Annotated in this window: 26 protein-coding genes; 24 read left to right on the forward strand and 2 right to left on the reverse strand. The window is 70.7% G+C overall.

Annotation, left to right across the window (positions count from 1 at the left end; translation table 11 throughout):
* Positions 1-8 precede the first annotated feature (8 nt).
* From AC1DTW_RS14080 to AC1DTW_RS14140, 13 genes are all read left to right on the forward strand, one after another.
* Positions 9-1,151, forward strand: coding sequence for a type 1 periplasmic-binding domain-containing protein (locus AC1DTW_RS14080; protein ID WP_477981790.1), 1,143 nt, complete (start codon positions 9-11; stop codon positions 1,149-1,151).
* Positions 1,152-1,168: 17 nt separating this feature from the next.
* Positions 1,169-2,020: an ABC transporter permease gene (locus AC1DTW_RS14085; RefSeq protein WP_477981791.1), complete on the forward strand. Its 852-nt coding sequence runs from the start codon at positions 1,169-1,171 to the stop codon at positions 2,018-2,020.
* A 70-nt stretch (positions 2,021-2,090) separates the two neighbouring features.
* The gene (locus AC1DTW_RS14090; RefSeq protein ID WP_477981792.1) at positions 2,091-3,074 is read left to right on the forward strand and encodes a Bug family tripartite tricarboxylate transporter substrate binding protein; all 984 of its coding nucleotides are present in this window, start codon (positions 2,091-2,093) and stop codon (positions 3,072-3,074) included.
* Positions 3,064-4,041 (forward strand): sensor histidine kinase, encoded by a 978-nt coding sequence (locus AC1DTW_RS14095; protein WP_477981793.1) that lies wholly within the window; start codon positions 3,064-3,066, stop codon positions 4,039-4,041. The genes AC1DTW_RS14090 and AC1DTW_RS14095 overlap by 11 nt, the downstream gene beginning before the upstream one ends.
* On the forward strand, positions 4,038-4,679 hold the full coding sequence (locus AC1DTW_RS14100; protein WP_477981794.1) for a response regulator: 642 nt from the start codon (positions 4,038-4,040) through the stop codon (positions 4,677-4,679). Before AC1DTW_RS14095 ends, AC1DTW_RS14100 begins: the two co-directional genes overlap by 4 nt.
* A gap of 112 nt (positions 4,680-4,791) precedes the next feature.
* Positions 4,792-7,080 carry a TonB-dependent receptor gene (locus AC1DTW_RS14105; protein WP_477981795.1) on the forward strand — a complete coding sequence of 763 codons (2,289 nt, stop codon included), beginning with the start codon at positions 4,792-4,794 and terminating at the stop codon, positions 7,078-7,080.
* Between the two features lie 119 nt (positions 7,081-7,199).
* Positions 7,200-8,222: an AAA family ATPase gene (locus AC1DTW_RS14110; protein ID WP_477981796.1), complete on the forward strand. Its 1,023-nt coding sequence runs from the start codon at positions 7,200-7,202 to the stop codon at positions 8,220-8,222.
* Between the two features lie 24 nt (positions 8,223-8,246).
* Positions 8,247-9,116, forward strand: coding sequence for a DUF58 domain-containing protein (locus tag AC1DTW_RS14115; protein ID WP_477981797.1), 870 nt, complete (start codon positions 8,247-8,249; stop codon positions 9,114-9,116).
* Entirely contained in the window at positions 9,113-10,009 is an 897-nt protein-coding gene (locus AC1DTW_RS14120; protein WP_477981799.1) for a hypothetical protein, read from the forward strand. Before AC1DTW_RS14115 ends, AC1DTW_RS14120 begins: the two co-directional genes overlap by 4 nt.
* 70 nt (positions 10,010-10,079) lie before the next feature.
* Positions 10,080-11,117, forward strand: coding sequence for a vWA domain-containing protein (locus AC1DTW_RS14125; RefSeq protein WP_477981800.1), 1,038 nt, complete (start codon positions 10,080-10,082; stop codon positions 11,115-11,117).
* The gene (locus tag AC1DTW_RS14130; RefSeq protein WP_477981801.1) at positions 11,108-11,665 is read left to right on the forward strand and encodes an MxaK protein; all 558 of its coding nucleotides are present in this window, start codon (positions 11,108-11,110) and stop codon (positions 11,663-11,665) included. Before AC1DTW_RS14125 ends, AC1DTW_RS14130 begins: the two co-directional genes overlap by 10 nt.
* Positions 11,662-12,684, forward strand: a complete 1,023-nt coding sequence (locus AC1DTW_RS14135) for a vWA domain-containing protein (protein WP_477981802.1) — start codon at positions 11,662-11,664, stop codon at positions 12,682-12,684. The genes AC1DTW_RS14130 and AC1DTW_RS14135 overlap by 4 nt, the downstream gene beginning before the upstream one ends.
* 1 nt (position 12,685) lies before the next feature.
* Positions 12,686-12,994: an EthD family reductase gene (locus tag AC1DTW_RS14140; protein WP_477981803.1), complete on the forward strand. Its 309-nt coding sequence runs from the start codon at positions 12,686-12,688 to the stop codon at positions 12,992-12,994.
* Here the strand turns inward: AC1DTW_RS14140 and AC1DTW_RS14145 are convergent, their stop codons facing one another.
* Entirely contained in the window at positions 12,995-14,026 is a 1,032-nt protein-coding gene (locus AC1DTW_RS14145; protein ID WP_477981804.1) for a LysR family transcriptional regulator, read from the reverse strand.
* Positions 14,027-14,147: 121 nt separating this feature from the next.
* Between AC1DTW_RS14145 and AC1DTW_RS14150 the strand changes: the two genes are divergently transcribed.
* From AC1DTW_RS14150 to fba, 11 genes are all read left to right on the forward strand, one after another.
* The gene (locus tag AC1DTW_RS14150) at positions 14,148-15,614 is read left to right on the forward strand and encodes a form I ribulose bisphosphate carboxylase large subunit (RefSeq protein WP_477981805.1); all 1,467 of its coding nucleotides are present in this window, start codon (positions 14,148-14,150) and stop codon (positions 15,612-15,614) included.
* 19 nt (positions 15,615-15,633) lie between these two features.
* A complete protein-coding gene (locus tag AC1DTW_RS14155) occupies positions 15,634-16,053 on the forward strand; it encodes a ribulose bisphosphate carboxylase small subunit (RefSeq protein WP_477981806.1) in 420 nt (139 codons plus the stop codon).
* 15 nt (positions 16,054-16,068) lie between these two features.
* Positions 16,069-16,956, forward strand: coding sequence for a CbbX protein (gene cbbX, locus AC1DTW_RS14160; RefSeq protein WP_477981807.1), 888 nt, complete (start codon positions 16,069-16,071; stop codon positions 16,954-16,956).
* 109 nt (positions 16,957-17,065) lie between these two features.
* Positions 17,066-17,872 (forward strand): HAD-IA family hydrolase, encoded by an 807-nt coding sequence (locus tag AC1DTW_RS14165; RefSeq protein WP_477981808.1) that lies wholly within the window; start codon positions 17,066-17,068, stop codon positions 17,870-17,872.
* Positions 17,869-18,555 (forward strand): ribulose-phosphate 3-epimerase, encoded by a 687-nt coding sequence (gene rpe, locus AC1DTW_RS14170; RefSeq protein WP_477981809.1) that lies wholly within the window; start codon positions 17,869-17,871, stop codon positions 18,553-18,555. Before AC1DTW_RS14165 ends, rpe begins: the two co-directional genes overlap by 4 nt.
* A complete protein-coding gene (locus AC1DTW_RS14175) occupies positions 18,552-19,241 on the forward strand; it encodes an HAD-IA family hydrolase (protein WP_477981810.1) in 690 nt (229 codons plus the stop codon). The genes rpe and AC1DTW_RS14175 overlap by 4 nt, the downstream gene beginning before the upstream one ends.
* Before the next feature lie 55 nt (positions 19,242-19,296).
* Positions 19,297-20,391: a class 1 fructose-bisphosphatase gene (locus tag AC1DTW_RS14180; RefSeq protein WP_477981811.1), complete on the forward strand. Its 1,095-nt coding sequence runs from the start codon at positions 19,297-19,299 to the stop codon at positions 20,389-20,391.
* A gap of 18 nt (positions 20,392-20,409) precedes the next feature.
* On the forward strand, positions 20,410-21,288 hold the full coding sequence (locus AC1DTW_RS14185) for a phosphoribulokinase (protein WP_477981812.1): 879 nt from the start codon (positions 20,410-20,412) through the stop codon (positions 21,286-21,288).
* A 13-nt stretch (positions 21,289-21,301) separates the two neighbouring features.
* Positions 21,302-23,386: a transketolase gene (tkt, locus tag AC1DTW_RS14190; RefSeq protein ID WP_477981813.1), complete on the forward strand. Its 2,085-nt coding sequence runs from the start codon at positions 21,302-21,304 to the stop codon at positions 23,384-23,386.
* Entirely contained in the window at positions 23,383-24,408 is a 1,026-nt protein-coding gene (gene gap, locus AC1DTW_RS14195) for a type I glyceraldehyde-3-phosphate dehydrogenase (protein WP_477981814.1), read from the forward strand. Before tkt ends, gap begins: the two co-directional genes overlap by 4 nt.
* A gap of 42 nt (positions 24,409-24,450) precedes the next feature.
* Entirely contained in the window at positions 24,451-25,488 is a 1,038-nt protein-coding gene (gene fba, locus AC1DTW_RS14200; RefSeq protein WP_477981815.1) for a class II fructose-bisphosphate aldolase, read from the forward strand.
* Here the strand turns inward: fba and cadR are convergent.
* Complete coding sequence (gene cadR, locus AC1DTW_RS14205) at positions 25,479-25,928, reverse strand: Cd(II)/Pb(II)-responsive transcriptional regulator (RefSeq protein WP_477981817.1); 450 nt, start codon at positions 25,926-25,928, stop codon at positions 25,479-25,481. The two genes, fba and cadR, sit on opposite strands and share 10 nt — an antisense overlap.
* Positions 25,929-25,975: the final 47 nt, after the last annotated feature.

Below are 25,975 nucleotides of genomic sequence, written 5' to 3' on the forward strand. Positions count from 1 at the left end.
TCGCACCGATGCTGTTCGCTACGCTCCTCTGCGCGGTCGCCGGTGCCGGTGCGGCGACGCTGAAGGCGACGCTGATCGGCCCCGAAGACGACCCGCGCCTGGAGCGCACGCGCGTCGAGCGCGCCTACCTCGGCCACGCCGGGGGGCCGGCCGTCGACGGCGTGCGGGTCGCGCTCGATGAAGGAAGCTTCGAGCTCGAAGCGGCCGGCGCGGGGGTCGCGCTCGGCACGGCCACGGCGCGCTCGGTCGAATCGGCACGCGCCGCGGCACAGGCCGCCGAGAAGGCCGGCGCGGCGCTGATCCTGACCGACCTGCCGGCCGACTGGACGCTCGCGGTCGCCGATGCGGTGAAGCTGCCGGTGCTCAACCTCGGCGCCTCCGACGACCGGCTGCGCCAGCAGGATTGCCGCGCGCGCCTGTACCACCTGCTGCCGAGCGAGCGCATGCGGGCCGACGCGCTCGCGCAGACGCTGGTGTCGCGCAAATGGAGCAAGTTGTTGCTGCTCGTCGGCGCCAGCCCGGAGGATTCGCAGCGCGCCGCGACTGCGCAGGCGTCGATCAAGCGCTATGGGTTGCAGGTCGTCGCGACCAAGCCGTTCAAGGTGTCGACCGACCCGCGCGAGCGCGATCTCGCGAACCCGCTGCTGCTGACCGCCGGCAGCAGCTACGACGCGGTCTGGGTCGTCGACAGCGACGGCGAGTTCGCGCGTGCGCTGCCGTACCGCACGGTGCTGCCGCGGCCGGTCGTCGGCGACGGCGGCCTCGTCGCACTGGCCTGGCACGCGCAGTTCGAACGCTACGGCGCGCCGCAGGTCTCGCGCCGCTTCTTCAAGGCTTTGAGGCGGCCGATGACCGACCGCGACTGGGCCGCGTGGATGGCCGGCAAGACGCTGCTCGCGCTCGCGACCGCCCAACCGAAGGGCCCGACCGCCGCATGGGCGCAGGCACTCGCGAAGACCTCGGTCGACGGCTCGAAGGGCGTCAACATGAGCTTCCGGCCCTGGGACGGCCAGCTGCGTCAGACGCTGCTGCTGACCGACGGCCAGGGCGTGATCGCGCAGGCGCCGATCGAAGGCTTGCTGCACCCGACCGACGTGCTCGACACGCTCGGCGCCGACGCCCCGGAGAAATTATGCAAAGCAGTACGGTGAAGGCCGAAAACCCCTTGATGGAAGCCGAAGTGCCCGCGACGCGGCGCGGTCTGGCGCATGCGCTGCAGGCGCTGCAGGCCATCGTGCTGCGCGAGCTGTTCAAGTTCTCGCGCCAGACCGGCCGGCTGGTCTCGGCGCTGGTGCGGCCGCTGTTGTGGCTGGCGGTCTTCGCGGCGGGTTTTCGCAACGTCTTCGGCGTCGCGATCGTCGAGCCGTACGACACCTACATTCCGTACGACGTCTACATCGTGCCCGGGCTGGTCGGCATGGTGCTGCTGTTCAACGGCATGCAGTCGTCGCTGGCGATGGTCTACGACCGCGAGATGGGGCTGATGCGGCTGCTGCTGACCGCGCCGCTGCCGCGCCCGTGGCTGTTGTTCTCGAAGCTGTGCGCGACCGCGCTGCTCTCGGTGCTGCAGGCGCTCGCGTTCGTGATCGTCGCGATGCTGATCGGCACCGAGCTGCCGCTGTTCTCGCTCGCCGGGCTGCACGCGCTGCTGGCGCTGGTCGCCGGCGCGCTGATGCTCGGGGCACTCGGGCTGCTGCTGTCGGTCTACATCAAGCAACTCGAGAACTTCGCCGGCACGATGAACTTCGTGATCTTCCCGATGTACTTTCTGTCGACCGCGCTCTACCCGCTGTGGAAGCTGCAGGAGTCGGGCGCCGAGTGGGTCTACCAGGCGGCGCGCTTCAACCCGTTCACGCACGCGGTCGAGTGGGTTCGCTTCGCGCTGTACGGCAAGGACCCCGGCGCCGCGCCGTACATCGTGCTCGGCTGCCTGCTCGTGTTCTTCGTGCTGGCCTGCTGGGGCTACGACCCGCAGCGCGGCTTCGGCGGGTTGACCAAGCGCGGTGGAGGTGGCGGATGAGCCGCGCACGGCCGCCCGAAGCGGCTCGCTCCCGCTCGGCGGGACCGGCCGAAGGCCGAAGGGTGCACCAATGAACTTGTCGCGCCGCCACTGGATCGCCGCGACGCTCGCGCTCGGCGCGACCGGCTTCGGGCGCGCGGGCGCTGCCACGCCGTACCCGACGCGGCCGATCACGATGTGGATACCCTGGCCGGCCGGCGGCGCGACCGACATCTCGCTGCGCGTGCTGGCCGAACTGGCCTCGCAGGTGCTTGGCCAGACCATCGTGACCGACAACCGCGCCGGCGCCGGCGGCACGCTGGCGATGCCGATCCTGCAGCGGGCCGAGCCCGACGGCTACACGATCGCGCAGATGCCGCAGCCGGTGTTTCGCGCGCCCTTCGTGCAGAAGGTGCTGTGGGATCCGATCCGCGACGTCACGCCGATCATCCAGGTCTCCGGCGTGACCTTCGGCGTGCTGGTGCCCGCCGCGAGCCCGTTCCACAGCCTCGACGACCTGCTCGCGTACGCGCACGCGCACCCCGGCGAGCTGAGCATCGCGACCAACGGCGTCGGCACCACGCCGCATGTCGTGCTCGAAGACCTGTTCACCGCGCGCGGGCTGCGCTACATCCACGTCCCGTACAAGGGCACCGCCGAGCAGATCAACGCGATCGCGGCTGGGCAGGTGATGGCGGGGGTCAACTCGACCGGCTTCGGCCCGGCCGTCGACGGCGGCCGGCTGCGGCTGCTCGTGACCTTCGCCGCGCAGCGCTCGAAGCGCTGGCCGCAGGTCCCGACGCTGCGCGAGCTCGGCTTCGACGTCGTCGCGATGTCGCCGTACGGGCTGGCCGGGCCGCGCGGCTTGCCGGCGCCCATCGTCGCGACCCTGCACGACGCCTTCAAGCGCGCGATGTTCGACCCGCGCTTCATCCAGGAGCTCGCGAAGTACGACCAGGAGATCGACTACCTCGGCCCCGACGACTACGCGCGCTCGTGTCGCGAGATCTACGCCCACGAGCGTGTCAACGTCGATCGGCTGAGCCCGCCGCGAGCTGCCTCCCATGGCGGATGAATCGAGCCCGCCCGGCCGGCGCAGCGCGACGCGCTGGCGCAGCGACCTGTGGATCGTGCTGGCCGCAGTGCTCGCATGCTACGGCGCGTCGCTGGCGCTGAACCTGAACGAGTCGCTCGTCGGGGGCCTGGCGCGTTATGAACGCTGGCAGCTGGACGAACTGCCGCTGACCGGCATGGTCTTCGCCTTCGGCCTGGCCTGGTACGCGCTGCGGCGCCGGCGTGAGACCGAGTCGGCGCTGCGCCTGCGCGAGCTCGCCGAAGCGCGCGCGTCCGAGCTGCTCGGGCACAACCGCGAACTCGCACAGCAGCTGATCGCGGTGCAGGAAAGCGAGCGCCTCGCGCTCGCCCGCGAGCTGCACGATGAACTGGGCCAGCGCTGCAGCGCGATCCTGATCGAGACGGCGTGCCTGCGGCGCTGCGCCGCCGACGATCGCGCCGCGCTGCTCGGCGCCGCGGCGCGTGCCGACATCGCGGCGCAGAGCCTGTACCAGCTCGTCGGCGGGCTGCTGCGCCGCTTGCGGCCGGCGAACCTGGACGCGCTCGGCCTGGTGGCGGCGCTGCAGGAGTTGTGCGAATCCTGGGAGGCGCGCAGCGGCGTGCCCTGCGTGTTCCACTTCGACGAGATGGACGCGCTGCTGCCGGAGCGCATCAACATCGCCGTCTACCGCGTCGCGCAGGAAGCGCTGACGAACGTGACGCGGCACGCCCGGGCGAACCAGGTGCGCCTGGTGCTGGCGCGCGACGCCGCGCGCCAACTGTGTCTGACGATCGCCGACGACGGTCGCGGCATGGACCCGGCCCGCGCGACACGCGGCCTCGGCCTGCTCGGCGCCGGCGAGCGCGCCGCGGCGCTCGGCGGCGAGCTGCGGATCGACAGCGCGCCGGGCGCGGGGCTGCGGCTGACCCTGCGCGTTCCGCTGCCGACCGCTGCCGCAACGGTCGCCGAATCGGCGCGGGCCGCATGATCCGCGTGCTGCTCGTCGACGACCACCCGGTCGTGCGCAGCGGCTACCTGCGGCTGCTCGAACAGGCGCGCGACATCCGCGTCGTTGCCGAAGCTGCCACCGGCGAGGCCGCGTACGCCGCGTTCGTGGCCGATCCGCCCGATGTGCTGGCGACCGACCTGTCGATGCCCGGCGGCGGCGGCCTCGAGCTGATCCGGCGCGTGCTGCTGCGCGCGCCCGCGGCGCGCATCCTGGTCTTCAGCATGTACGACAGCCCGCTGCTCGTGCGCCGTGCGCTCGAGGCCGGCGCGCGCGGTTTCCTGACGAAGGCGGCGGCGCCGCAGGGCCTGGTCGACGCCGTGCGCGCGCTGCATGCCGGCGAGCGCTACCTCGGCGCGGATCTGGCACCGGGCCTGTTGCAGCGCGACCCGGCACGCGAGGCCGAGCGGCTCGCGGAGCTGAGCCTGCGCGAGTTCGAGATCTTTCGCCTGCTCGCGCAGGGCCATTCGCTGGCGGAGTGCGCGCAGGCGCTGAAGCTGAGCCCGAAGACGGTCTCGAACCACCAGTCCGTCATCAAGGAGAAGCTCGGCGTCACGACCTCGGCCGCGCTCGCGCACCTGGCGATCCACCATCGCGTGATCGGCAGCGCGCTGGTCTGAGATCGCCGCTCGGGTGTGGCCTCGAAGCCCCGCGGGCCGGGAAGTTTTCCCTGTCGCCGCCGGCTCGCTTTTGATAGGGTCGATGCAAACCAGAGCGACCCAGGAGACCCCGATGCAGTACCCGCGGCGCCGCATGCGCCACTCTCCGTTGGCATGGGCCGCGCTGATCGTGGCCACGCCGGCGCTCCATGCGCAGACCGCGCCGGTCACGATGCTGCAGCCGGTCGAGGTCGTCGGCACCTCGCCGCTGCCCGGCACCGGCGTGCCGCGCGACCAGGTGCCGTCGAACGTGCAGAGCGCCGACGGTGCGCGCCTGCGTCAGCTGCAGAGCCTGAACCTGCCCGAGTTCATGGCGAGCCAGCTCGGCAGCGTCAACGTCAACGAGACGCAGGGCAATCCGTTCCAGATGGACGTGAACTACCGCGGCTTCAGTGCCAGCCCGCTGCTGGGCACGCCGCAGGGGCTGTCGGTCTACCTCGACGGCGTGCGCGTCAACGAGCCCTTCGGCGACGTCGTCAACTGGGACCTGATCCCGAGCGGCGCGCTGGCGAGCGTGACCTTGCTGCCCGGCTCGAACCCGCTGTTCGGCCTGAACACGCTGGGCGGGGCGCTGGTGCTGAAGACCAAGAGCGGCGATACGCACCCGGGCGGTGAGATCGAGCTGCGCGGCGGCTCGTTCGGCCGCGTCAGCAGCGAGTTCAGCTACGGCCGCCGCCTCGGCGAACATGGTCACCTGTTCGCGGCGCTGAGCAGCTTCGACGAAGACGGCTGGCGCGATCATTCGCCGTCGCGCGTGCGCCAGCTGTTCCTGAAGGGCGGCGAGCGCACGGCCGAGCAGTCGTGGGAGCTCAGCCTGCTGTACGGCACGAGCCACCTGATCGGCAACGGCCCGCTGCCCGAGTCGATGCTGGCGACCGGCCGCACCCAGGTCTACACGCTGCCCGACCCGACCGACAACCGCCTGACGATGCTGACGCTGAACGCGACGCGCCAGCTCGGCGACGGGCTCGAGCTGGCCGGCACCTTCTACACGCGCCGGGTCAACGCGGCGACCGTCAACGGCGACCTGAACGACGCCTACGACCCGCCGGCCGTGCCCGAGTCGGCGATCGAGCATCGCACCCGCACGCGCGAGCGCGGCGAGGGCGTGGCCGTGCAGTTGAGCCGGACGCTCGGCGCGCACCGGCTGAGTGTCGGCGTCTCGTACGACCGCGCCCGCAACGACTTCGAACAGAGCGAGGCCGAAGGCGTTCTCGACGCGACCCGCGCGGTCGTCGTCACGCACGCTGCGCAGGCCACCGCGCTGATCGCCGGCACGAGCCGGACCGCCAGCGCGTTCGTCTCCGACCTGGTGACGCTGGCGCCGGGGCTGACGCTGACCTTGTCCGGCCGCTACAACGACACGCGCGTGCGCACCGTCGACCTCGGGCGCAGCACGCTCGGCCTGGACACCGCGCTCGACGGCGCCGGCAAGTTCAGAAAGTTCAACCCCGCGGCCGGGCTGACCTGGCAGATCACGCCGGCGCTGACCGCCTACGGCGGCTTCAGCCAGGGCACGCGCGCGCCGAGCCCGATCGAGCTCGGCTGCTCCGACCCCGAGCACGCCTGCGTGCTGCCCAACGCGCTGCAGGGTGACCCGCCGCTGAAGCAGGTCGTCTCGCGCACGCTCGAGGCCGGGCTGCGCGGCCGCGCCGGCGCCGATCTGCGCTGGAACGCGTCGGTGTTTCGGACCGCGAACCGCGACGACCTGCTGTTCATCGGCAACGGCCGCTCGGCCGGCTACTTCGCGAACTTCGGCCGCACCTTGCGGCAGGGCGTCGAGCTCGGCGTCGCGCAGCGCAGCGCGGCGGTCGACTGGGGCATGTCGTACAGCTACCTGCGCGCGACCTTCGAATCGTCGGCCTGCCTGTTGTCGGCGTCGAACAGCAGCGCGGGCGCGAGCCCGAACTGCGCCGCCGACGAGATCGAGGTGCGCCCCGGCAACCGCCTGCCGGGCCTGCCGTCGCACAGTCTGAAGCTCACCGTGGACACGCGGCCGCTGCCGGGCTGGAGCGTCGGTGCGCAGCTCGCCGCGTATGCCGGCCAGTTCGTGCGCGGCAACGAGAACAACGCCCACCAGGCCGATGGCATCGACTTCTTCGGCGCCGGCCGGGTCGGCGGCTTCGCGGTCGTGAACCTGACGACGAACTGGCAGCTCGGCGGCGGCTGGGAGCTGTTCGCGAAGGTCTCGAACCTGTTCGACCGCCGCTATGCGAGCGGCGGCCTGCTGGCCGAGAACGCCTTCGACGCGCGCGGCACGCTGCGCGCGCCGGCCGACTGGCGCAACGAGCAGTTCGTCGCCCCCGGCGCCCCGCGCGCGCTGTGGGTCGGCGCACGCTGGAGCTTCGACGTGCCGGGGTGAATGGTGCACCCGGCGGCGGCTCGGCTCTTGCTTGCATCGACGGTTCGCCGGCGTGCGGTCCGCGCCGTCTCGCAGGCGTGACACTGTGTCCCAACGCCGCGTGGTCAGAGAGGAAACGCATGGATCGCAGCGATGCGCTGTTGCATGACTGGCGCGAGCGGGCGCTGGCGCTCGAACGCGAGGTCGGCGCCGCGGTGATCGGCCAGCAGCGCGTCATCCGCCTCGTCAACACCGCGGTGTTCGCACGCGGCCATGTGCTGCTGCAGGGCGATGTCGGCGTCGGCAAGACCACCTTGCTGCGCGCGTTCGCGCGCGTGCTCGGCGGCGCCTATGCGCGCACCGAGGGCACGATCGACCTGATGCCCAACGACCTGATCTACTACACCTACATCAGCGCCGAGGGCCGGCCGGCGGTCGAACGAGGGCCGCTGATCGAGCACGGCGAAGACCTCGCGATCTTCTTCTTCAACGAGATCAACCGCGCGCGTCCGCAGGTGCACTCGCTGCTGCTGCGCGTGATGGCCGAGCGCAGCGTCTCGGCCTTCAACCGTGAATGGCGTTTCCCGCACCTGCTGGTCTTCGCCGATCGCAACCGGGTCGAGCGCGAAGAGACCTTCGAGATCGCCTCCGCCGCGCGCGACCGCTTCATGATGGAGGTCACGATCGAGACGCCGGCGGACGAGGACCAGCGCCGCGCGCTGATGTTCGACCCGCGCTACCACGACACCGACCGGCTCATCGACACCCTTGCCGCCGGGCTGCTCGCGCACCGCGAGCTGAACGAGATCGCGCTTCAGATCCAGCGCAGCGTGCAGACCTCCGAGACCCTGCAGAAGTACGCGCTCGAGCTGTGGCGCGCGACCGCGGCCCCGGCCGACTACGGCGTCAGGCTCTCCGACCTCGACACCGCGCAGCTGATGCTCGCCGGCGCGAGCCCGCGCGGCATGAGCATGCTGCTGCGCGCGGCGCGCGTCACCGCGTGGCTCGAGGGCCGCGATTACGCGACGCCCGAAGACGTGCAGGCGGTGTTCGAGGTGACGATCGCGCACCGCCTGTGCTACCAGCCGGTCTACGAGATGCGGCGCCACGAGATCGCCGCGCCGTTGATCGCCGGCATTCTCGGCAGCGTCGCGGCGCCGTGATCCCCCCGCGTCGAGGGCCGGCCGATGCTTGACGCGAACCCGCCCGCCGCAGCGACGATTCGCGAGGTGCACTACCGCGTCGGCGCGCCGGTGCGCGGCCATTTCCCGGGCCACCACCGCAGCACGCGCGGCGAGAGCGGCTTCGAGTTCCGCGGCCACGCGTCGCTGCTCGACGCGCCCGACCCGCGCCGGCTCGACCTGCATGCGAGCCTGCGCGATCCGTTCGGCGACTGGCGCGTGCGCATCTACAGCCAGCGCAAATCGATCCCGGTCACGGTCGTCGCCGACCTGTCGGCCTCGATGGGCTTCACTGGCCGCGCGCCCAAGCTCGCGGTGCTGGCCGACTTCGTCGAGAGCCTCGCGTGGTCGGCCTGGCGCACCGGCGACAGCTTCGGCTTCGTCGGCTGCGACAGCGTGCTGCGCGAGGACCTGCTGCAGCCGCAGAGCCGCGCGCGCGGCGCCGGCGCCGAGCTTGCGCGCCGCTTGCGCGTGCTGCACCCCGGCGGCCGCGATGCGCGCGGGTTGCTGGCCGCGTCGCGCCGGCTGGGCCGGCAACGCGCGCTGCTGTTCCTGGTGTCCGACTTCCACCTGCCGCTCGAGCTGATCGCCGACGTGCTCGACAGCCTGAGCCTGCACGAGGTCGTGCCGACCGTGCTGTGGGACCCGCTCGAGTTCGGGCTCAGCGCGGCGCGCGGCCTGGCGCAGGTGATCGACCCCGAGAGCGGGCGGCAGCGCCTGGTCTGGTGGCGCCCCGCGCTGCGCGCGCGCTGGGAGGCCGCGCACGCGCAGCGCCGCGAGGCCTTGCTGCAGCTGTTCCGCGCGCGGCGGCTGCGGCCGCTGTTCATCGAAGGTGGGTACGACGCCGAAGCCGTCACCCGCCACTTCCACTCATGAACCGGGCACGTCGAGGGGTGCTGCTGGCGATGCTCGCGCTGGGCAGCGCCGGCGCCGCGCCGGTCACGCTGGACGCGCGCAGCGACGAGCCGCGCGCCTTCGGCTACACGGTCGGCGACGTGGTCTCGCGCCGCATCGCGCTGCAGGTGCCGGCCGGGTTGAAGCTCGACGAGGACTCGCTGCCGCGCGCCGGCGCGCGGGGCCGTGCGCTGGAGCTGCAGCGCGTCGTGCTGCAGCGCTCGGTCACCGGCGTTCCGCACACGCTGCAGCTCGACTACCAGGTCTTTCTCGCGCCGCGCGAGCTGCGCGTGCTCGAGATGCCGGCGATCGAGCTGCGCTTCGACGGGTCGCCGCGGTCGCAGACCGTGCGCGTCGATGCCTGGCCGATCACGGTCGGCGCGCTCGCGCCGGCCGAGCCGTCGCCGCGCGAAGGGCTCGGCGAGATGCGCCCCGATCGCGAGCCGCCGCAACTGCCGACCGCCGCCGCGCGCACGCGGCTCGCGGTCGAGGTCGCGGCGGTCCTGCTGCTGCTCGGTTACCTGGCGCAGGTCTATCTCGTGCTGCCGTGGTCGGCGCAGCGACGCCGGCCGTTCGGCCGCGCCTGGGCGGCATTGCGCGCGTTGCCGGCGCAGCCCGACGCGAGCCAGCGTCGCGCCGCGTTCGAGCGCGTCCATGCGGCGCTGAACGAGACCGCCGGCGAAGTGCTGTTCGAGCCGGCGCTGGACCGCTTCGTCGCACGGCACGCGCGCTTCGCGCCGCTGCGCGACGAGCTCGCGCGCTTTTTCGCCGATTCGCGCGCCGAATTCTTCGCCGGCGGCCGCGACACGCTCGAGATGGATTCGCTGCTCGCGTTGTGCCGGCGCTGCCGTGATCTCGAGCGGGGAGCGGCATGAGCCTCGCCCGGCCGCCCGAAGGGGCTCGTTCCCGCTCGGCGGGACCGGCCGAAGGCCGTAGGGTGCACCAATGAGCTTCGACCAGCCGGCCTGGCTGTGGCTGCTGCCGCTGGCGCTGCTGCCGCTGTTCGCACCGGTGCGCGGCGCCTTGCCGAACGCCTGGGTCGCGCTGCTGCCGCGCGATCGCGCGTCGCAGGCGCTGCAGTGGGCGCTGCGCGCCGCCGCGTTGCTCGCGCTGGCGGCGCTGATCGTCGGCGTCGCCGGGCCGTACCGGCCCGAGTACGAGGTCGAGCGGGTCGGGCGCGGCGCCGAGATCGTGCTCGTGCTCGATCGCAGCCGCAGCATGGACCAGAGCTTCGGCGGCGGCCGCAGCGCACCGATGCGCGGCACCGGCCCGGAAGCGCTCGATTACTACTCGAAGCTGCGCGCGAACGAGGCGCGCGAGACCAAGGGCGTGGTCGCGCGGCGCGTGCTGTCGGAGTTCGCGTTGAGACGGCCCGACGATCGCTTCGGCATGATCGTGTTCAGCACCTTGCCGCTGCGCCTGCTCGAGTTCACGCAGAAGAGCGAGGTGATCCAGGCCGCGATCAATGCCGGCAACATCGGGCGCGGCCTGTCGGAGACCAACATCGCGCTCGCCGTCGAGGCCGCGCTCGGCTACTTCGAGAACCGGCCCTACACCGGCTCGCGCATCATCCTGCTGGTCTCGGACGGCGGCGACCGCCTCGAGCCGGACGCGCGCGAGCGCATCGCCGAGCTCGCGCGCAAGACCCGCGCGGCGATCTACTGGATCTACATCCGCTCGGCGCGCAGCCCCGGGCTGCTGCCCGACCAGGCCGACCCGCCGGCCCAGGCCGATGCGGTGCCGGAGTACTTTCTGCACCGCTATTTCCTGTCGCTGGGAACGCCGTACCGCGCCTATGAAGCCGGCACGCCGGAAGCGCTGCAGCAGGCGCTCGATGACGTCAACCGGCTCGAGAACCTGCCGATCACCTACGCCGACACGATCCCGCGCCGCGACCTGTCGGGCTGGGGCTACGCGGCGGCGTTGGCTGGCGTGCTGCTGCTGCTCGCCGCGAACCTGCTGGAGCTGCGTCGATGGGCCTAGCGACGCGCCGCCGCACCCGCGTCGTGCTCGCGCTGCTTACGCTGGCCGTGGCCGCGGCGGTGTTCGACGGCGCGGCGCTGCGGAACGCGGCGCAGATGAACGCGGCGATCGCGGCCGGCCGGCTGCCGGCCGAAGCGCCCGGTCAGCCGCCCGAGCTGCGCTTCGCGCAAGCCTATGTGCAGGCGCAGGCGCAGGCCGCCAGCGGCGCGCGCGACGCGGCGCTGAACCGCTACCGCGCGCTGCAGAGCGACCCGCGCGTCGGCGCGGCGGCGCGCTACAACAGCGCGAACCTGCTGATGCGCCAGGCGATCGAGGTGCGTGCGAGCGCGCAGCCGGGCCAGGCGATCGCGCTGCTCGAACTCGCGAAGGAGTACTACCGGGACGTGCTGCGCGACGACCCGAGCCAGTGGGACGCACGCTACAACCTCGAGCGTGCGCAGCGCCTGCTGCCCGACCCGGACGATGACGAACCTGCCGCCGCCGGGCAGGAGCGCAACCGCGAGCGTGCGGTGACGACGATGCGCGGCTACGCGCCGGGGTTGCCATGAACGTGTCGGAGCTGACGCACCGGCTCGCGGGCTCCTGGCGCGCTTACGCAGATCGCTGGCTGCTCGCTGGCGCCGCGCTCGCGCTCGCGGCCTGCCTGCTGCGGCCCGAGTTCCCGGTCGAGCGCGCGCGCTTCGACCATGTGATCGTGCTCGACATCACGCAGAGCATGGACGTGCAGGACGAGCTGCTCGACGGCAAGCCGGTCTCGCGCCTCGTGCATGCGAAGCACGCGCTGCGCGACGCGCTGCTGCACCTGCCGTGCGGATCGAAGGTCGGTTGGGCCGTGTTCACCGAGTACCGCGCGTTCCTGCTGTTCGAGCCGGTGGAGGTCTGCGCGAACCTGACCGAGCTGCGTTCGACCTTGGCGCGCATCGATGGCCGCATGGCCTGGAGCGGCAACAGCGAGATCGCGAAAGGCCTGCACAGCGGCATCGACCTCGCGCGCCAGCTGCCGGGCCAGCCGTCGCTGGTCTTCGTCACCGACGGCCAGGAGGCGCCGCCGCTGAGCCCGTTGCACCGCCCGAGCTTCGACGACAAGCCGGGCGAGGTCGCGGGGCTGATCGTCGGCGTCGGCGACCTGCGGCCGTCGCCGATCCCGAAGAGCGACCCGAGCGGGCGCCCGCTGGGCTTCTGGCAGGCCGACGAGGTCGCGCAGACCGATCTGTACGGGCCCGGTCGCGGCGCCAGCGTCAGCGGCGAGCGGATGACCGAGGACCAGGCCGCGGCGCCCATGCCGGCGCTCGGCGCGACACCGGGCAGCGAGCACCTGTCGGCGCTGCGCGAGCCCTATCTGCGCCTGCTCGGCCGTGAACGCGGGCTGGGCTTCGTGCGGCTCGAATCGTCCGAAGGGCTCGCGGCGGCGCTGACCGCACCGACGCTGGCGAAGCCGACCCGTGTGCATGCCGATGGCCGGGTCCTGTTGGCCTGGCTGGCGCTGGGCCTTCTGCTCGCGCGCCACGCGCGGCCGCTGTTCGCGCTTCAATCACGGTTCCGACCGAGACTTTCCAAGGAGACATGAGATGGCGAAAGTGCTTGCGCTGTACAAGAAGCCCGCCGACGCCGCGGCGTTCGACGCGTACTACTTCTCGACCCACGTGCCGACGGCGAAGAAGATCCCCGGCCTGCGCGGCTACGAGGTCAGCAGCGGGCTCGTGGCATCGGGGCAGGGCGATTCGGCCTACCGGCTCGTCGCGATCCTGAGCTTCGATTCGATGGCCGCGATCCAGAGCGCCCTCGCATCGCCCGAGGGCCAGGCGACCGCGGCAGACCTCGCGAACTTCGCGCAGGCCGGTGTCGAGCTGCTGATGTTCGACACCAAGGAAGTCTGATCAGGTCTTCGTCGCACGCGGCGCTTTGACCGCCGCCGGCTTCGCGGCCGCGGCGGGCTGCTTCGCGCGCGCCGCGCGGCGCTTCGAGGCCGCGCGCGGCGCCGGCGTCTCGCCGAGCTGACGCTGGATCTCGATCTGCCCCTTGTCGCAGAGAAACTCCTCGAAGGCCAGCGCGACGTGCGGCAGCTGGCGCGAGGCCAGGTGCATCACGTACCAGTCGCGCACGATCGGGTTGTCGGCCAGCGGCAGCAGCGTGAGCAGGCCGGCCTCGATCTCGAGCACGCAGGTGTGCATCGACAGGAACGCGACGCCGAAGCCGGCCGCGCACATGCGCTTGATCGCCTCGTTGCTCGACAGCTCGGAGCCGATGCGCAGCGGCAGCCCCTGGTCGCGGAAGACGCGTTCGACCGTCGTGCGCGTGCCCGAGCCGCGCTCGCGCACCAGGATCCGGGTCTCGGCGACATCGGCGAGCGTCAGGCCGCGCATCGCCATCAGCGGATCGCTCGGCGCGGCCAGAAAGGCCATCGGGTGGCGCGCGAACGTGCGCGAGTCGGTCTTCAGCTCGGAGGGCGGGCGGCCCATGATCGCGATGTCGATCTCCTGCCCGGCGAGCATGCGCACGATCTCGTCGCGGTTGCCGACCTGCAGCTTGACCTTGATCTTCGGCCGGTCGTTGATGAACGAGACGAGCAGCGGCGGCAGCAGGTACTCGGCGGTCGTCACGGTGCCCACGCGCAGCGTGCCCGAGAACACGCCCTGCAGGGTAGCCATCTCTTCGCCGGCCTCGCGCCACAGGTCGACGATGCGGCTCGCGTAGCCGGCCAGCAATTCACCCGCTTCGGTGAGCCGCACGCCGCGGCCGTTGCGCTGCAGCAGCGGCGAGCCGGCCGACGCTTCGAGCGCGGCGATCTGGATCGATACCGCCGGTTGCGTCAGGTGCAGTTCGTCGGCCGCGAGCGAGACGCTGCCGAGCCGCGCGACGGTGTGAAAGGCGTTCAGCTGGCGAAAGGTTGCGTTGCGTGTGAGCGGCATGGTTTCATATTAGCAAAAGCATATGAGACTGCTAATAGGTTTTATTATTCCAAATCGTTCAGGTTGCCTACATTCCACCCATCGGACCTTCACGACCACGCGCAACAGCAGGGGAATCCAGATGGGCAACATGACAGAGGCAACGCAGATCACCGACGCGAAGAAGCGTTATTCGGCCGGCGTGCTGAAGTACGCGCAGATGGGCTACTGGGACGCCGACTACGAGCCCAAGCCGACCGACATCCTGGCGCTGTTCCGCATCACGCCGCAGGAAGGCGTCGATCCGATCGAAGCGGCCGCCGCGGTCGCCGGCGAATCGAGCACCGCGACCTGGACGGTCGTCTGGACCGACCGCCTGACGGCCTGCGACATGTATCGCGCGAAGGCCTATCGCGTCGACCCGGTGCCGGGCAACCCGGGCCAGTACTTCTGCTACGTGGCCTACGACCTCTCGCTGTTCGAGGAAGGCTCGATCGCGAACGTCACCGCGTCGATCATCGGCAACGTCTTCAGCTTCAAGCCGCTGAAGGCCGCGCGGCTCGAGGACATGCAGTTCCCGGTCTCCTACGTGAAGACCTTTCCGGGCCCGCCGACCGGCATCGTCGTCGAGCGCGAGCGCCTCGACAAGTTCGGCCGGCCGCTGCTGGGCGCGACCACCAAGCCGAAGCTCGGCCTGTCGGCGCGCAACTACGGCCGCGTCGTCTACGAAGGCCTGAAGGGCGGCCTGGACTTCATGAAGGACGACGAGAACATCAACTCGCAGCCCTTCATGCACTGGCGCGACCGCTTCCTGTGCGTGATGGACGCGGTCAACAAGGCGAGTGCCGCGACCGGCGAGGTCAAGGGCAGCTACCTGAACATCACCGCCGGCACGATGGAAGAGATGTACCGCCGCGCGCAGTTCGCGAAGGAGCTCGGCTCGGTGATCGTGATGGTCGACCTCGTGGTGGGCTGGACGGCGATCCAGAGCATGAGCCACTGGTGCCGGCAGAACGACATGCTGCTGCACATGCACCGCGCCGGCCACGGCACCTACACGCGGCAGAAGAACCACGGCGTGAGCTTCCGCGTGATCGCGAAGTGGCTGCGCCTGGCCGGCGTCGACCACCTGCACACCGGCACGGCCGTCGGCAAGCTCGAGGGCGATCCGTTGACGGTGCAGGGCTACTACAACGTGTGCCGCGACACGCACACTAAGGTGGACCTGCCGCGCGGCATCTATTTCGACCAGGACTGGGGCGCGCTGAAGAAGGTGATGCCGGTGGCCTCGGGCGGCATCCACGCCGGCCAGATGCACCAGCTGCTCGACCTGTTCGGCGACGACGTGGTTCTGCAGTTCGGCGGCGGCACGATCGGCCACCCGCAGGGCATCCAGGCCGGTGCGACCGCGAACCGCGTCGCGCTCGAGACGATGGTGCTGGCCCGCAACGAAGGGCGCGACATCAAGAACGAAGGCCCGCAGATCCTGCGCGACGCAGCCAAGTGGTGCACCCCACTCGCCGCCGCGCTCGATACCTGGGGCGAGATCAGCTTCAACTACGCGTCGACCGACTCGTCCGACTACGTGCCGACCGCGTCGGTCGCCTGATCCTCAAGGAGCACACAGCATGCGAATCACCCAGGGCACCTTCTCGTTCCTGCCCGACCTCAGCGACGCGCAGATCACCAAGCAGATCGACTACTGCCTCGGCAAGGGCTGGGCCATCGGTCTCGAATACACCGACGACCCGCACCCGCGCAACACCTACTGGGAGATGTTCGGCAACCCGATGTTCGACATCCACGACGCCGCCGGCGTGATGCTCGAGCTGCGCAGCTGCCGCAAGACCTTCCCCGATCACTACATCCGGCTCACCGCGTTCGACTCGACGCACGGCACCGAGTCGGTCGTGATGTCGTTCATCGTCAACCGGCCGAAGGACGAACCCGGCTTCCGCCTGATCCGCACCGAGGAGCCGGGGCGCACGATCCGCTACAGCATCGAGAGCTACGCGGTGCAGCGCGCGCCCGAAGGCGCACGGTACTGAGCCCGGGGCGAAGCGATGCAAGCCGTGGCCGCCACTGCACCCACTGAGTTGCTTGAAGCGTCAGGGGCGCGCGCCGTGCTCGACCAGCTCGATGCCGAGCTGGTCGGCCTGGCGCCGGTGAAGGGGCGCATCCGCGACATCGCAGCACTGCTGCTGATCGACAAGCTGCGCGCCGAGCAGGGGCTGCAGTCGACGCCTCCGTCGCTGCACATGTGCTTCACCGGCAACCCCGGCACCGGCAAGACGACCGTCGCGATGCGCATGGCCGAGGTGCTGAAGCAGCTGGGCTATGTACGCAAGGGGCATCTGGTCGCGGTGACGCGCGACGACCTCGTCGGCCAGTTCATCGGCCACACCGCGCCGAAGACCAAGGAGGTGCTGAAGAAGGCGATGGGCGGCGTGCTGTTCATCGACGAGGCCTACTACCTGTACCGCCCCGAGAACGAGCGCGACTACGGCCAGGAGGCGATCGAGATCCTGCTGCAGGTGATGGAGAACCAGCGCGACGACCTGGTCGTGATCCTCGCCGGCTACCGCGATCGCATGGACACCTTCTTCGCGAGCAACCCCGGCATGGCCTCGCGCATCGCGCACCACATCGACTTTCCCGACTACAGCGAGGCCGAGCTGATGCAGATCACGCACCTGATGCTGACCCAGCTGAACTACCAGTTCGACGCGTCCGCCGAACCGGCCTTCGCACGCTACGTGACGCTGCGCCGGCAGCAACCGCACTTCGCGAACGCGCGCTCGATCCGCAACGCGCTCGACCGCATTCGCCTGCGCCACGCGACGCGGCTGTTCGCATCGACCGAGGCCTTGTCGCGCGAGCAGCTCGCGACGCTGCAGGCCGAGGACATTCTGGCGAGCCGCGTGTTCGCCTCAAAAGGAGGGCTTCCATGAACGGTCATCAGCCAATGACGGCGCGGCGGGCCGAGCGCCGGGCCGCTCCCAAGCCGGCCCGCATCCCCTCGGGGGATCGGCCGATGTACCCATCGGACGAGGGGCAGTCATGAGCATCGAGGCCCTGATCTTCGACGTCGACGGCACGATGGCCGACACCGAGGAGGCGCACCGCGTCGCCTTCAACCTGGCGTTCGACCGCCAGCGCCTGGGCTGGAACTGGAGCCGCACCGAGTACCGCGAGCTGCTGTCGGTGACCGGCGGCAAGGAGCGCATCGCGAGCTACATCGAGTCGCTGGCGCTGAGCCCCGGGCTGCGCCGGCGCCTGCTCGAGCGTGTGCCCGAGATCCATGCCGACAAGACCAAGCTCTACAGCTCGGCGGTTCGCGACGGCGGCGTGCCGCTGCGCGACGGCGTCGCCCGGCTGCTCGACGAGGCGCTCGATGCCGGCTGCCGCCTCGCGATCGCGAGCACGACGACCGCGGTGAATGTCGATGCGCTGCTGCAGGCCGCGTTCGGCACGCGCGGGATCGAGATGTTCGCGGTGATCGCGTGCGGCGACCAGGTCCGCGCGAAGAAGCCGGCACCCGACATCTACCGGCTCGCGCTGCAGACGCTCGGTGTCGGCCCGGAGAGCGCGGTCGCGTTCGAGGATTCGCCGAACGGCTTGCGCGCCGCCACCGGCGCCGGCTTGTGGACCGTCGTGACGCCGACCTACTGGACCGAGGGCGCCGACTTCTCCGCCGCCGGCCTGGTGCTGCCGCGGCTCGGCGATCCGGCGCAGCCGCTGCGCGCCGAGCCCGGCACCGCACTGCGGCAGCAGGCCTGGCTGAGCCTCGACGAACTGCAGGGGCTGGCGCGCCCATCGCGGCCGCTGAATGCAGTTCACGCGTTGTACGCCGGGAGCCCTGCATGAGCGGCGTGCGCATCGCGCCGAGCCTGCTGTCGGCCAACTTCGCGCGGCTCGGCGACGAGGTCGAGGCGGTGATCGAGGCCGGCGCCGACCTGATTCACTTCGACGTGATGGACAACCACTACGTGCCGAACCTGACGATCGGCCCGATGGTCTGCGAGGCGATCCAGCCGCACTGCCGACGCGGCGAGCGGCCGGTGCCGATCGACGTGCACCTGATGGTCAAGCCGGTCGATGCGCTGATCCCGCTGTTCGCGAAGGCCGGCGCCTCGATCATCTCGTTCCACCCCGAGGCGAGCGAGCATGTCGATCGGACCTTGCAGCTGATCCGCTCGCACGGCGTGAAGGCCGGGCTGGTGCTGAACCCGGCGACGCCGCTGCACTGGCTCGACCACACGCTGCACGAACTCGATCTGGTGCTGCTGATGTCGGTCAATCCCGGCTTCGGCGGACAGGCCTTCCTCGAGAGCGTGCTGCCGAAGATCGAGGCGGTGCGCCGCCGCATCGACGCCAGCGGGCGCGAGATCTGGCTCGAGGTCGACGGCGGCGTGAACGCCGAGAACGTGCGCCGCGTCGTCGCGGCCGGTGCCGACACGCTGGTCGCCGGCTCGGCCGTGTTCAGCGGCGGCGACTACCGCCGCTCGATCGCGGCACTGCGCGACGGTGCCGAAGGAGCCCGCCGATGAAGCGCTTCGACGCGATCGCGTTCGACCTCGACGGCACGCTGATCGACAGCGCCGGCGGGATCGCGTACGCGTTGAATTCGGCCCTGGCCGGCGAGGGCTTGCCCGGCTTCGCGCTGGACACCGTGCAGGGCTGGATCGGCGACGGCCCGGACGCGCTGATCGCACGCGCACTCGCCACGCGCGAACTCGCGGCGCGCGACAGCTACGAACTCGCGGCGCGCCTGCGCCGCGGCTTCGATGCCGCGACGCTCGAAGCGCCGATGGCCGGCAGCGCGGTCTTCGACGGCATCCCGTGCACGCTCGCCGAACTCGCCGCGCAACGCCCGCTGCTCGTGATCACGAACAAGCCGACGATGCTCGCCCGCGCGGTGCTCGAGGACGCCGGGCTGCTCGGCTTCTTCGCCGCGGTGCACGGTGCCGACACGCTGGCGCAGCGCAAGCCCGCGCCGCTGATGCTGCGGCAGGCCGCCGCCGCGCTCGGCCTCGTGCCGCAGCGCCTGCTGATGATCGGCGACGCGGCGGTCGACATCGCCGCCGCGCTCGCCGCGGGCTGCCAGGCCGCGTGGGCCGGTTGGGGCTACGGCCATGCGCCGGTGCTGGCCCCGGCGCACGTGTGGCGGCTCGCGACGCCGCACGAGCTTCTGCTGCAGCTGGCGCTGCCGGTGCGCGCCGCGACCGAATGCTGAACAGAGCGGCTGAACAGAACCGCTGAACCGATCCGAACCAAGACAGGAGACCACCATGCCCACCGCCGGAAAGCCCACGCTGACCCAGTTTCTGATCGAGGAGCGCCGCCGTTATCCCGGTGCCACCGGCGACCTCAACGCGCTCGTCACCGATGTCTCGCTGGCCTGCAAGGCCATCGCCCGCAAGGTCGCGTTCGGTGCGCTGACCGGCGCGCTCGGCAACGAAGGCGTTGATCCCGCCACGGCCGGCGCGATCAACATCCAGGGCGAAGAGCAGAAGGCGATGGACGTGCTGAGCAACGCGCTGTTCGTGCGCGCGACCGAATGGGGCGGCCACCTCGCCGGCATGGCCTCTGAGGAGATGGACGCGCCGTACACGCTGCCGTCGCAGTACCCGCGCGGCAAGTACCTGCTGCTGTTCGATCCGCTCGACGGCTCGTCGAACATCGACGTCAACGTCTCGGTCGGCAGCATCTTCTCGATCCTGCGCGCCCCGACGCCGGGCGAGGATCCGCACCCGGATGACTTCCTGCAGCCCGGCACCGCGCAGGTCGGCGCGGGCTACGCGATCTACGGCCCGTCGACGATGCTGGTGCTGACGCTGGGCCGCGGCACGCACGCGTTCACGCTCGACCCGATGCTCGGCGAATGGGTGCTCAGCCACCCGAACCTGCGCGTTCCCGAGACGACGTGCGAGTTCGCGATCAACGCGTCGAACAGCCGCTTCTGGGAGCCGGCCGTGAAGCGCTATGTCGACGAATGCATGGCCGGGCAGACCGGGCCGCGCGACGCCGACTTCAACATGCGCTGGATCGCCTCGCTGGTCGCCGAGACGCACCGCATCCTGATGCGCGGCGGCGTGTTCCTGTACCCGCGCGACAGCAAGGACCCGGCACGCGCCGGCCGGCTGCGGCTGCTGTACGAAGCGAACCCGATCTCGTTCCTGATCGAGCAGGCCGGCGGCGCCGCCAGCACCGGGCGCGAGCGGCTGATGGCCGTGCCGCCCGACGCGCTGCACCAGCGCATCGGGTTCGTCTTCGGCTCGAAGCAGGAGGTCGCGCGCATCGAGGGCTACCACCGCGACGAACCGCCCGAGGCCTTCGACTCGCCGCTGTTCGGGCGCCGCGGCCTGTTCGCTGTCACCGCCTGATCAAGAACGAGAACCGCCATGTCCGCCAAACACCCCATCATCGCGATCACCGGTTCGTCCGGCGCGGGCACCACCTCGGTGACGCGAACCTTCGAGAACATCTTCCGGCGCGAAGGCGTCGCCGCGGCCATCGTCGAGGGCGACAGCTTCCACCGCTACGACCGCGTCGCGATGAAGACCGCGATGGCCGAGGCCGAAACGCAGAACCGGCCGCACTTCAGCCACTTCGGCGAAGACGCGAACCTGTTCGACGAGCTGCAGGCGCTGTTCGCGAGCTACGCCGAGAGCGGCACCGGCACGAGCCGCAAGTACCTGCACAACGACGAGGAAGCGGCGCCGTTCAAGCAGCCGCCCGGCACGTTCACGCCATGGGCGCCGCTGCCGGCCAGCGAGCTGCTGTTCTACGAAGGGCTGCACGGCGGCGTGACGACCGACAAGGTCGATGTCGCACGCCTGGCCGACCTGCTGATCGGCGTCGTGCCGGTGATCAACCTCGAGTGGATCCAGAAGATCCACCGCGACAAGAGCACGCGCGGCTACTCGACCGAGGCGGTGACCGACGTGATCCTGCGCCGCATGCACGAGTACGTGCACTACATCTGCCCGCAGTTCACGCGCACGCACATCAACTTCCAGCGCGTGCCAGTGGTGGACACCTCCGACCCGTTCATCGCGCGCACGATCCCGACCGCCGACGAGAGCCTGGTCGTGATCCGCTTCTCGGACCCGAAGGGCATCGACATGCCTTACCTGCTGAGCATGCTGCACGACTCGTTCATGTCGCGCGCGAACACGCTGGTCGTGCCGGGCGGAAAGATGGAGCTCGCGATGCAGCTGATCTTCACGCCGATGATCCTGCGCCTCGTCGAGCGGCGCAAGAAACTGCTCACGCACTGAACCGGACGACGCCATGAAGACGATCATCAACACCCCTGCCGGCGCGAGCCTGGCCGTTGCGCGGCGCACGACCTGCGCGAATGCGTTGCGCGCACTGGCGATGGACGCCGTGCAGGCCGCCAACTCCGGTCACCCGGGCATGCCGATGGGCATGGCCGACATCGCCGAGGCGCTGTGGCGCCACCACCTGAAGCACGACCCGGCCGACCCGCGCTGGATCGACCGCGATCGCTTCGTCGTCTCGAACGGTCACGGCTCGATGCTGCTGTACGCGCTGCTGCACCTGAGCGGCTACGCGCTGCCGATGGCCGAACTGAAGCGCTTCCGGCAGTTGCACTCGCGCACGCCGGGTCACCCCGAGGTCGATGTGACGCCCGGCGTCGAGACCACGACCGGCCCGCTCGGCCAGGGCCTGGCGAACGCGGTCGGCATGGCTTTGGCCGAGAAGCTGCTGGCCGACGAGTTCAATCGCCCGGGCCACGCGCCGATCGACCATCGCACCTACGTGTTCCTCGGCGACGGCTGCCTGATGGAAGGCATCAGCCACGAGGCCGCATCGCTCGCCGGCACCTGGGGCTTGCGCAAGCTGGTCGCGTTCTACGACGACAACGGCATCTCGATCGACGGCGACGTGCGCGGCTGGTTCGGCGACGACACGCCGACGCGCTTCGAGGCCTACGGCTGGACCGTGATCCGCGCGGTCGACGGCCATGACTTTGATGCGCTCGACCGGGCGATCGCTGCGGCGCAGCGCTCGAACCGTCCGGTGCTGATCTGCTGCAAGACGCGCATCGGCCAGGGCTCGCCGAACCGCGCCGGCACCGCGAAGGCGCACGGCGAGGCGCTCGGCGCGGCCGAGATCGCGCTGACCCGCGAAGCACTGGGCTGGAACGCCGCGCCGTTCGAGATCCCCGCGCCGGTCGTGCAGGCCTGGTCGGCGCTCGAGTCCGGCGCGCGGCAGCACGCGGCGTGGGACGAGCGTTTCACGGCCTACGCCGCCACCTACCCCGACCTGGCCGCCGAACTGCTGCGCCGCACCGGCCCGGCCGCGCTGACCGCGGAGACCGAAGCGGCGCTCGCGACGGCCTGTGTCGAGGCCGAACGCAAGCGCGCCAGCGTCGCGACGCGCAAGGCCTCGCAGGATGTGCTGCAGGAGCTCGGCCCGGCCACGCCCGAGCTGCTCGGCGGCTCGGCCGACCTGACCGGCTCGAACCTGACCGACTGGAAGGGCCACCGCGCGCTGAAGGGCACCGCGACCGGCAACCACGTGCACTACGGCGTGCGCGAGTTCGGCATGGCCGCGATCATGAACGGCGTCGCGCTGCACGGCGGGTTCAGGCCTTTCGGCGGCACCTTCCTGACCTTCTCCGACTACGCGCGCAACGGCGTGCGCATGTCGGCGCTGATGAAGCTGCCGGTCGTCTACGTGTTCACGCACGACTCGATCGGCCTCGGCGAAGACGGCCCGACGCACCAGCCGATCGAGCATGCCGCGAGCCTGCGGCTGATCCCGAACGTCGATGTCTGGCGCCCGGCCGATGCGACCGAGACGGCAGTCGCCTGGCGCGAGGCGCTGCATCGCGCCGACGGACCGGCCTGCCTGCTGCTGTCGCGCCAGGCGCTGCCGCACGCCGGCGACGGCACGCCGCGCCTCGACGCGATCGCGCGCGGCGCCTACGTGCTGCGCCAGCCGGAGCGCGAGGGCGTCGCGCTGCTCGCGAGCGGCTCCGAGGTCGGCGTCGCACTGGCCGCGGCCGAGCTGCTCGCGGCCGAAGGCATCGCGGCGCGCGTGATCTCGGTGCCGTGCATGGACCTGTTCGAGCGCCAGGATGCCGCGTACCGGCACCAGACCATCCCGCGCCACCTGCCACGCATCGCGATCGAGGCCGGCAGCACCGCGCCGTGGTGGAAGTTCGTCGGCGAATACGGCGATGTCGTCGGCCTCGACCGCTTCGGCGAATCGGCGCCGGCCGGCGAGCTCTTCAAGCTCTTCGGCATCACCGCCGAGGCCGTGGCCGAGCGCGCGCGCGTGCTGCTCGGCAATGCCCGTTCGCTCTTCGCCCACCAACCCACTGCCGCACAGGAGATCTCCGTTTGAGCACGCCCACCCGAATCGCCATCAACGGCTACGGCCGCATCGGCCGCAACGTGCTGCGCGCGCTGTTCGAAGCGCAGCGCCGGCAGGCCTCGCCGCCGATCGAGATCGTCGCGATCAACGACCTCGGCGATGCGCGCATCAATGCGCACCTGACGCGCCACGACACAACGCACGGCCGCTTCGACTTCGACGTCTCGCACGACGGCGACCAGCTCGTGATCGGCGGGCGGCGCATCCGCGTGACTTCGATCCGCAACCCGGCCGAGCTGCCGTGGCGCGAGCTCGAGGTCGACATCGTGCTCGAGTGCACCGGCCTGTTCACGAGCAAGGCGAAGGCCGGCGCACACCTCGCGGCCGGCGCGAAGAAGGTGCTGATCAGCGCACCGGGCGGCGCCGATGTCGACGCGACCATCGTCTACGGCGTCAACCACGGCACGCTGCGCGCGGCGCACACCGTGGTCTCGAACGCGTCGTGCACGACGAACTGCCTCGCGCCGGTCGCGAAGGTGCTGAACGACGCGATCGGCATCGACAACGGCCTGATGACGACGATCCACAGCTACACCAACGACCAGGTGCTGACCGACGTCTATCACGAGGACCTGCGCCGCGCGCGCTCGGCGACGCAATCGATGATCCCGACCAAGACCGGCGCCGCCGCCGCGGTCGGCCTGGTGCTGCCCGAGCTCGTCGGCCGGCTCGACGGCTTCGCGGTGCGCGTGCCGACGATCAACGTCTCGCTGGTCGACCTGGTGTTCAGCGCCGGGCGCGAGACGACGATCGAGGAGGTCAACGCGCTGATGCAGCGCGCCGCAAGCGTTGGCCCGCTGGCCGGCGTGCTCGGCTACACCGACGAGCCGCTCGTGTCGGTCGACTTCAACCACGACCCGCGCTCGAGCGTGTTCGACGCGACCTGCACCAAGGTCAGCGGCCGGCTCGTGAAGGTCTGCGCCTGGTACGACAACGAGTGGGGCTTCTCGAACCGGATGCTCGACACCGCCCTCGCGATGGCGCGCGCCTGACGCGCGCCGGACCTCATTCAACCTTCACCTCAGGAGTCCCCGATGGCCATGATCTCGCTGCGACAGCTGCTCGACCACGCCGCCGAGCACCGCTACGGCGTGCCGGCATTCAACGTCAACAACCTGGAGCAGATCCAGGCCATCATGCAGGCCGCGCAGACCACCGACAGCCCGGTGATCCTGCAGGCCTCGGCCGGCGCGCGCAAATACGCCGGCGAGGCGTTCCTGCGCAGACTGGTCGAGGCCGCCGCCGAGACGTACCCCGACATCCCCATCGTGATGCACCAGGACCACGGCGCCAGCGCCGCGGTGTGCCTGCAGGCGATCCGCTCCGGCTTCACCAGCGTGATGATGGACGGCTCGCTGATGGAAGACGCGAAGACGCCGGCGAGCTACGACTACAACGTCGCGGTGACGCGCCGCGTGGTCGAGATGGCGCATGCGGTCGGTGTTTCGGTCGAAGGCGAACTCGGCTGCCTCGGCTCGCTCGAGTCCGGCATGGCCGGCGAGGAAGACGGCTCGGGCGCGCAAGGGCTGCTGACGCACGACCAGCTGCTGACCGACCCGCAGCAGGCCGCCGACTTCGTCGCGCAGACCGGCGTCGACGCGCTGGCGATCGCGATCGGCACCTCGCACGGCGCCTACAAGTTCAGCCGCAAGCCGACCGGCGACATCCTCGCGATCGACCGCGTCAAGCAGATCCATGCGCGCATCCCGAACACGCACCTGGTGATGCACGGCTCGTCGTCGGTGCCGCAGGAATGGCTCGCGGTGATCCGCGAGCACGGCGGCGAGATCAAGGAGACCTACGGCGTGCCGGTCGAGGAGATCCAGGAGGGCATCCGCCACGGCGTGCGCAAGGTCAACATCGACACCGACATCCGCCTCGCGATGACCGGCGCGATGCGCCGCGCGATGGGCCGCGACCGCGCCGAGTTCGACCCGCGCAAGTTCCTGAAGGACGCGACGACCGCCGCGCGCGATCTCTGCATCGACCGCTTCGAGGCCTTCGGCTGCGCCGGCATGGCGTCGCGGATCAAGCCGGTGGCGCTGGAGAGCGGCGCGCGGCGCTACGCCTGATCCGAATCCCGCGTTCGGCGTTCGGAGTGAGAGGCGCAAGCATGCTGCGCGGCCGCGCTCATGAACGACTCCAGGATGGCGCACGAGCGCGATGCGTCGCCATCGCACGTTCGACGCAAGGCCACCAGTTGTTTCTCTAAGGTCCTGAGGGTCGCATGGCGTTGATGGACCAGCGCGATGTGCTCGTCGAGCAGGTCGTTCACTTGCGCACACGATTGGCGAGGCTGCGCCGCGAAGTCGAGCAGTTGCCGCACCTCCGGCAGCGGCAGGTCCAGGGAACGACAGTGCCTCACAAAGGCCAATCTCGCGGCGTGCCGCTCGTCATAGCGGCGGTAGCCGGATTCGTCGCGTTCCGGCTCCTCCAGAAGGCCCTCGCGTTCGTAAAACCGCACCGTCTGCGCGTCGCACCCGGCCTTCTGCGCCAACTCGCCAATTCGCATCGATTAACCCCACAGCTTGACCCTGTACCAGCTACAGGCCTTCAAAT

The organism is Rhizobacter sp. P5_A1, assembly GCF_056400745.1.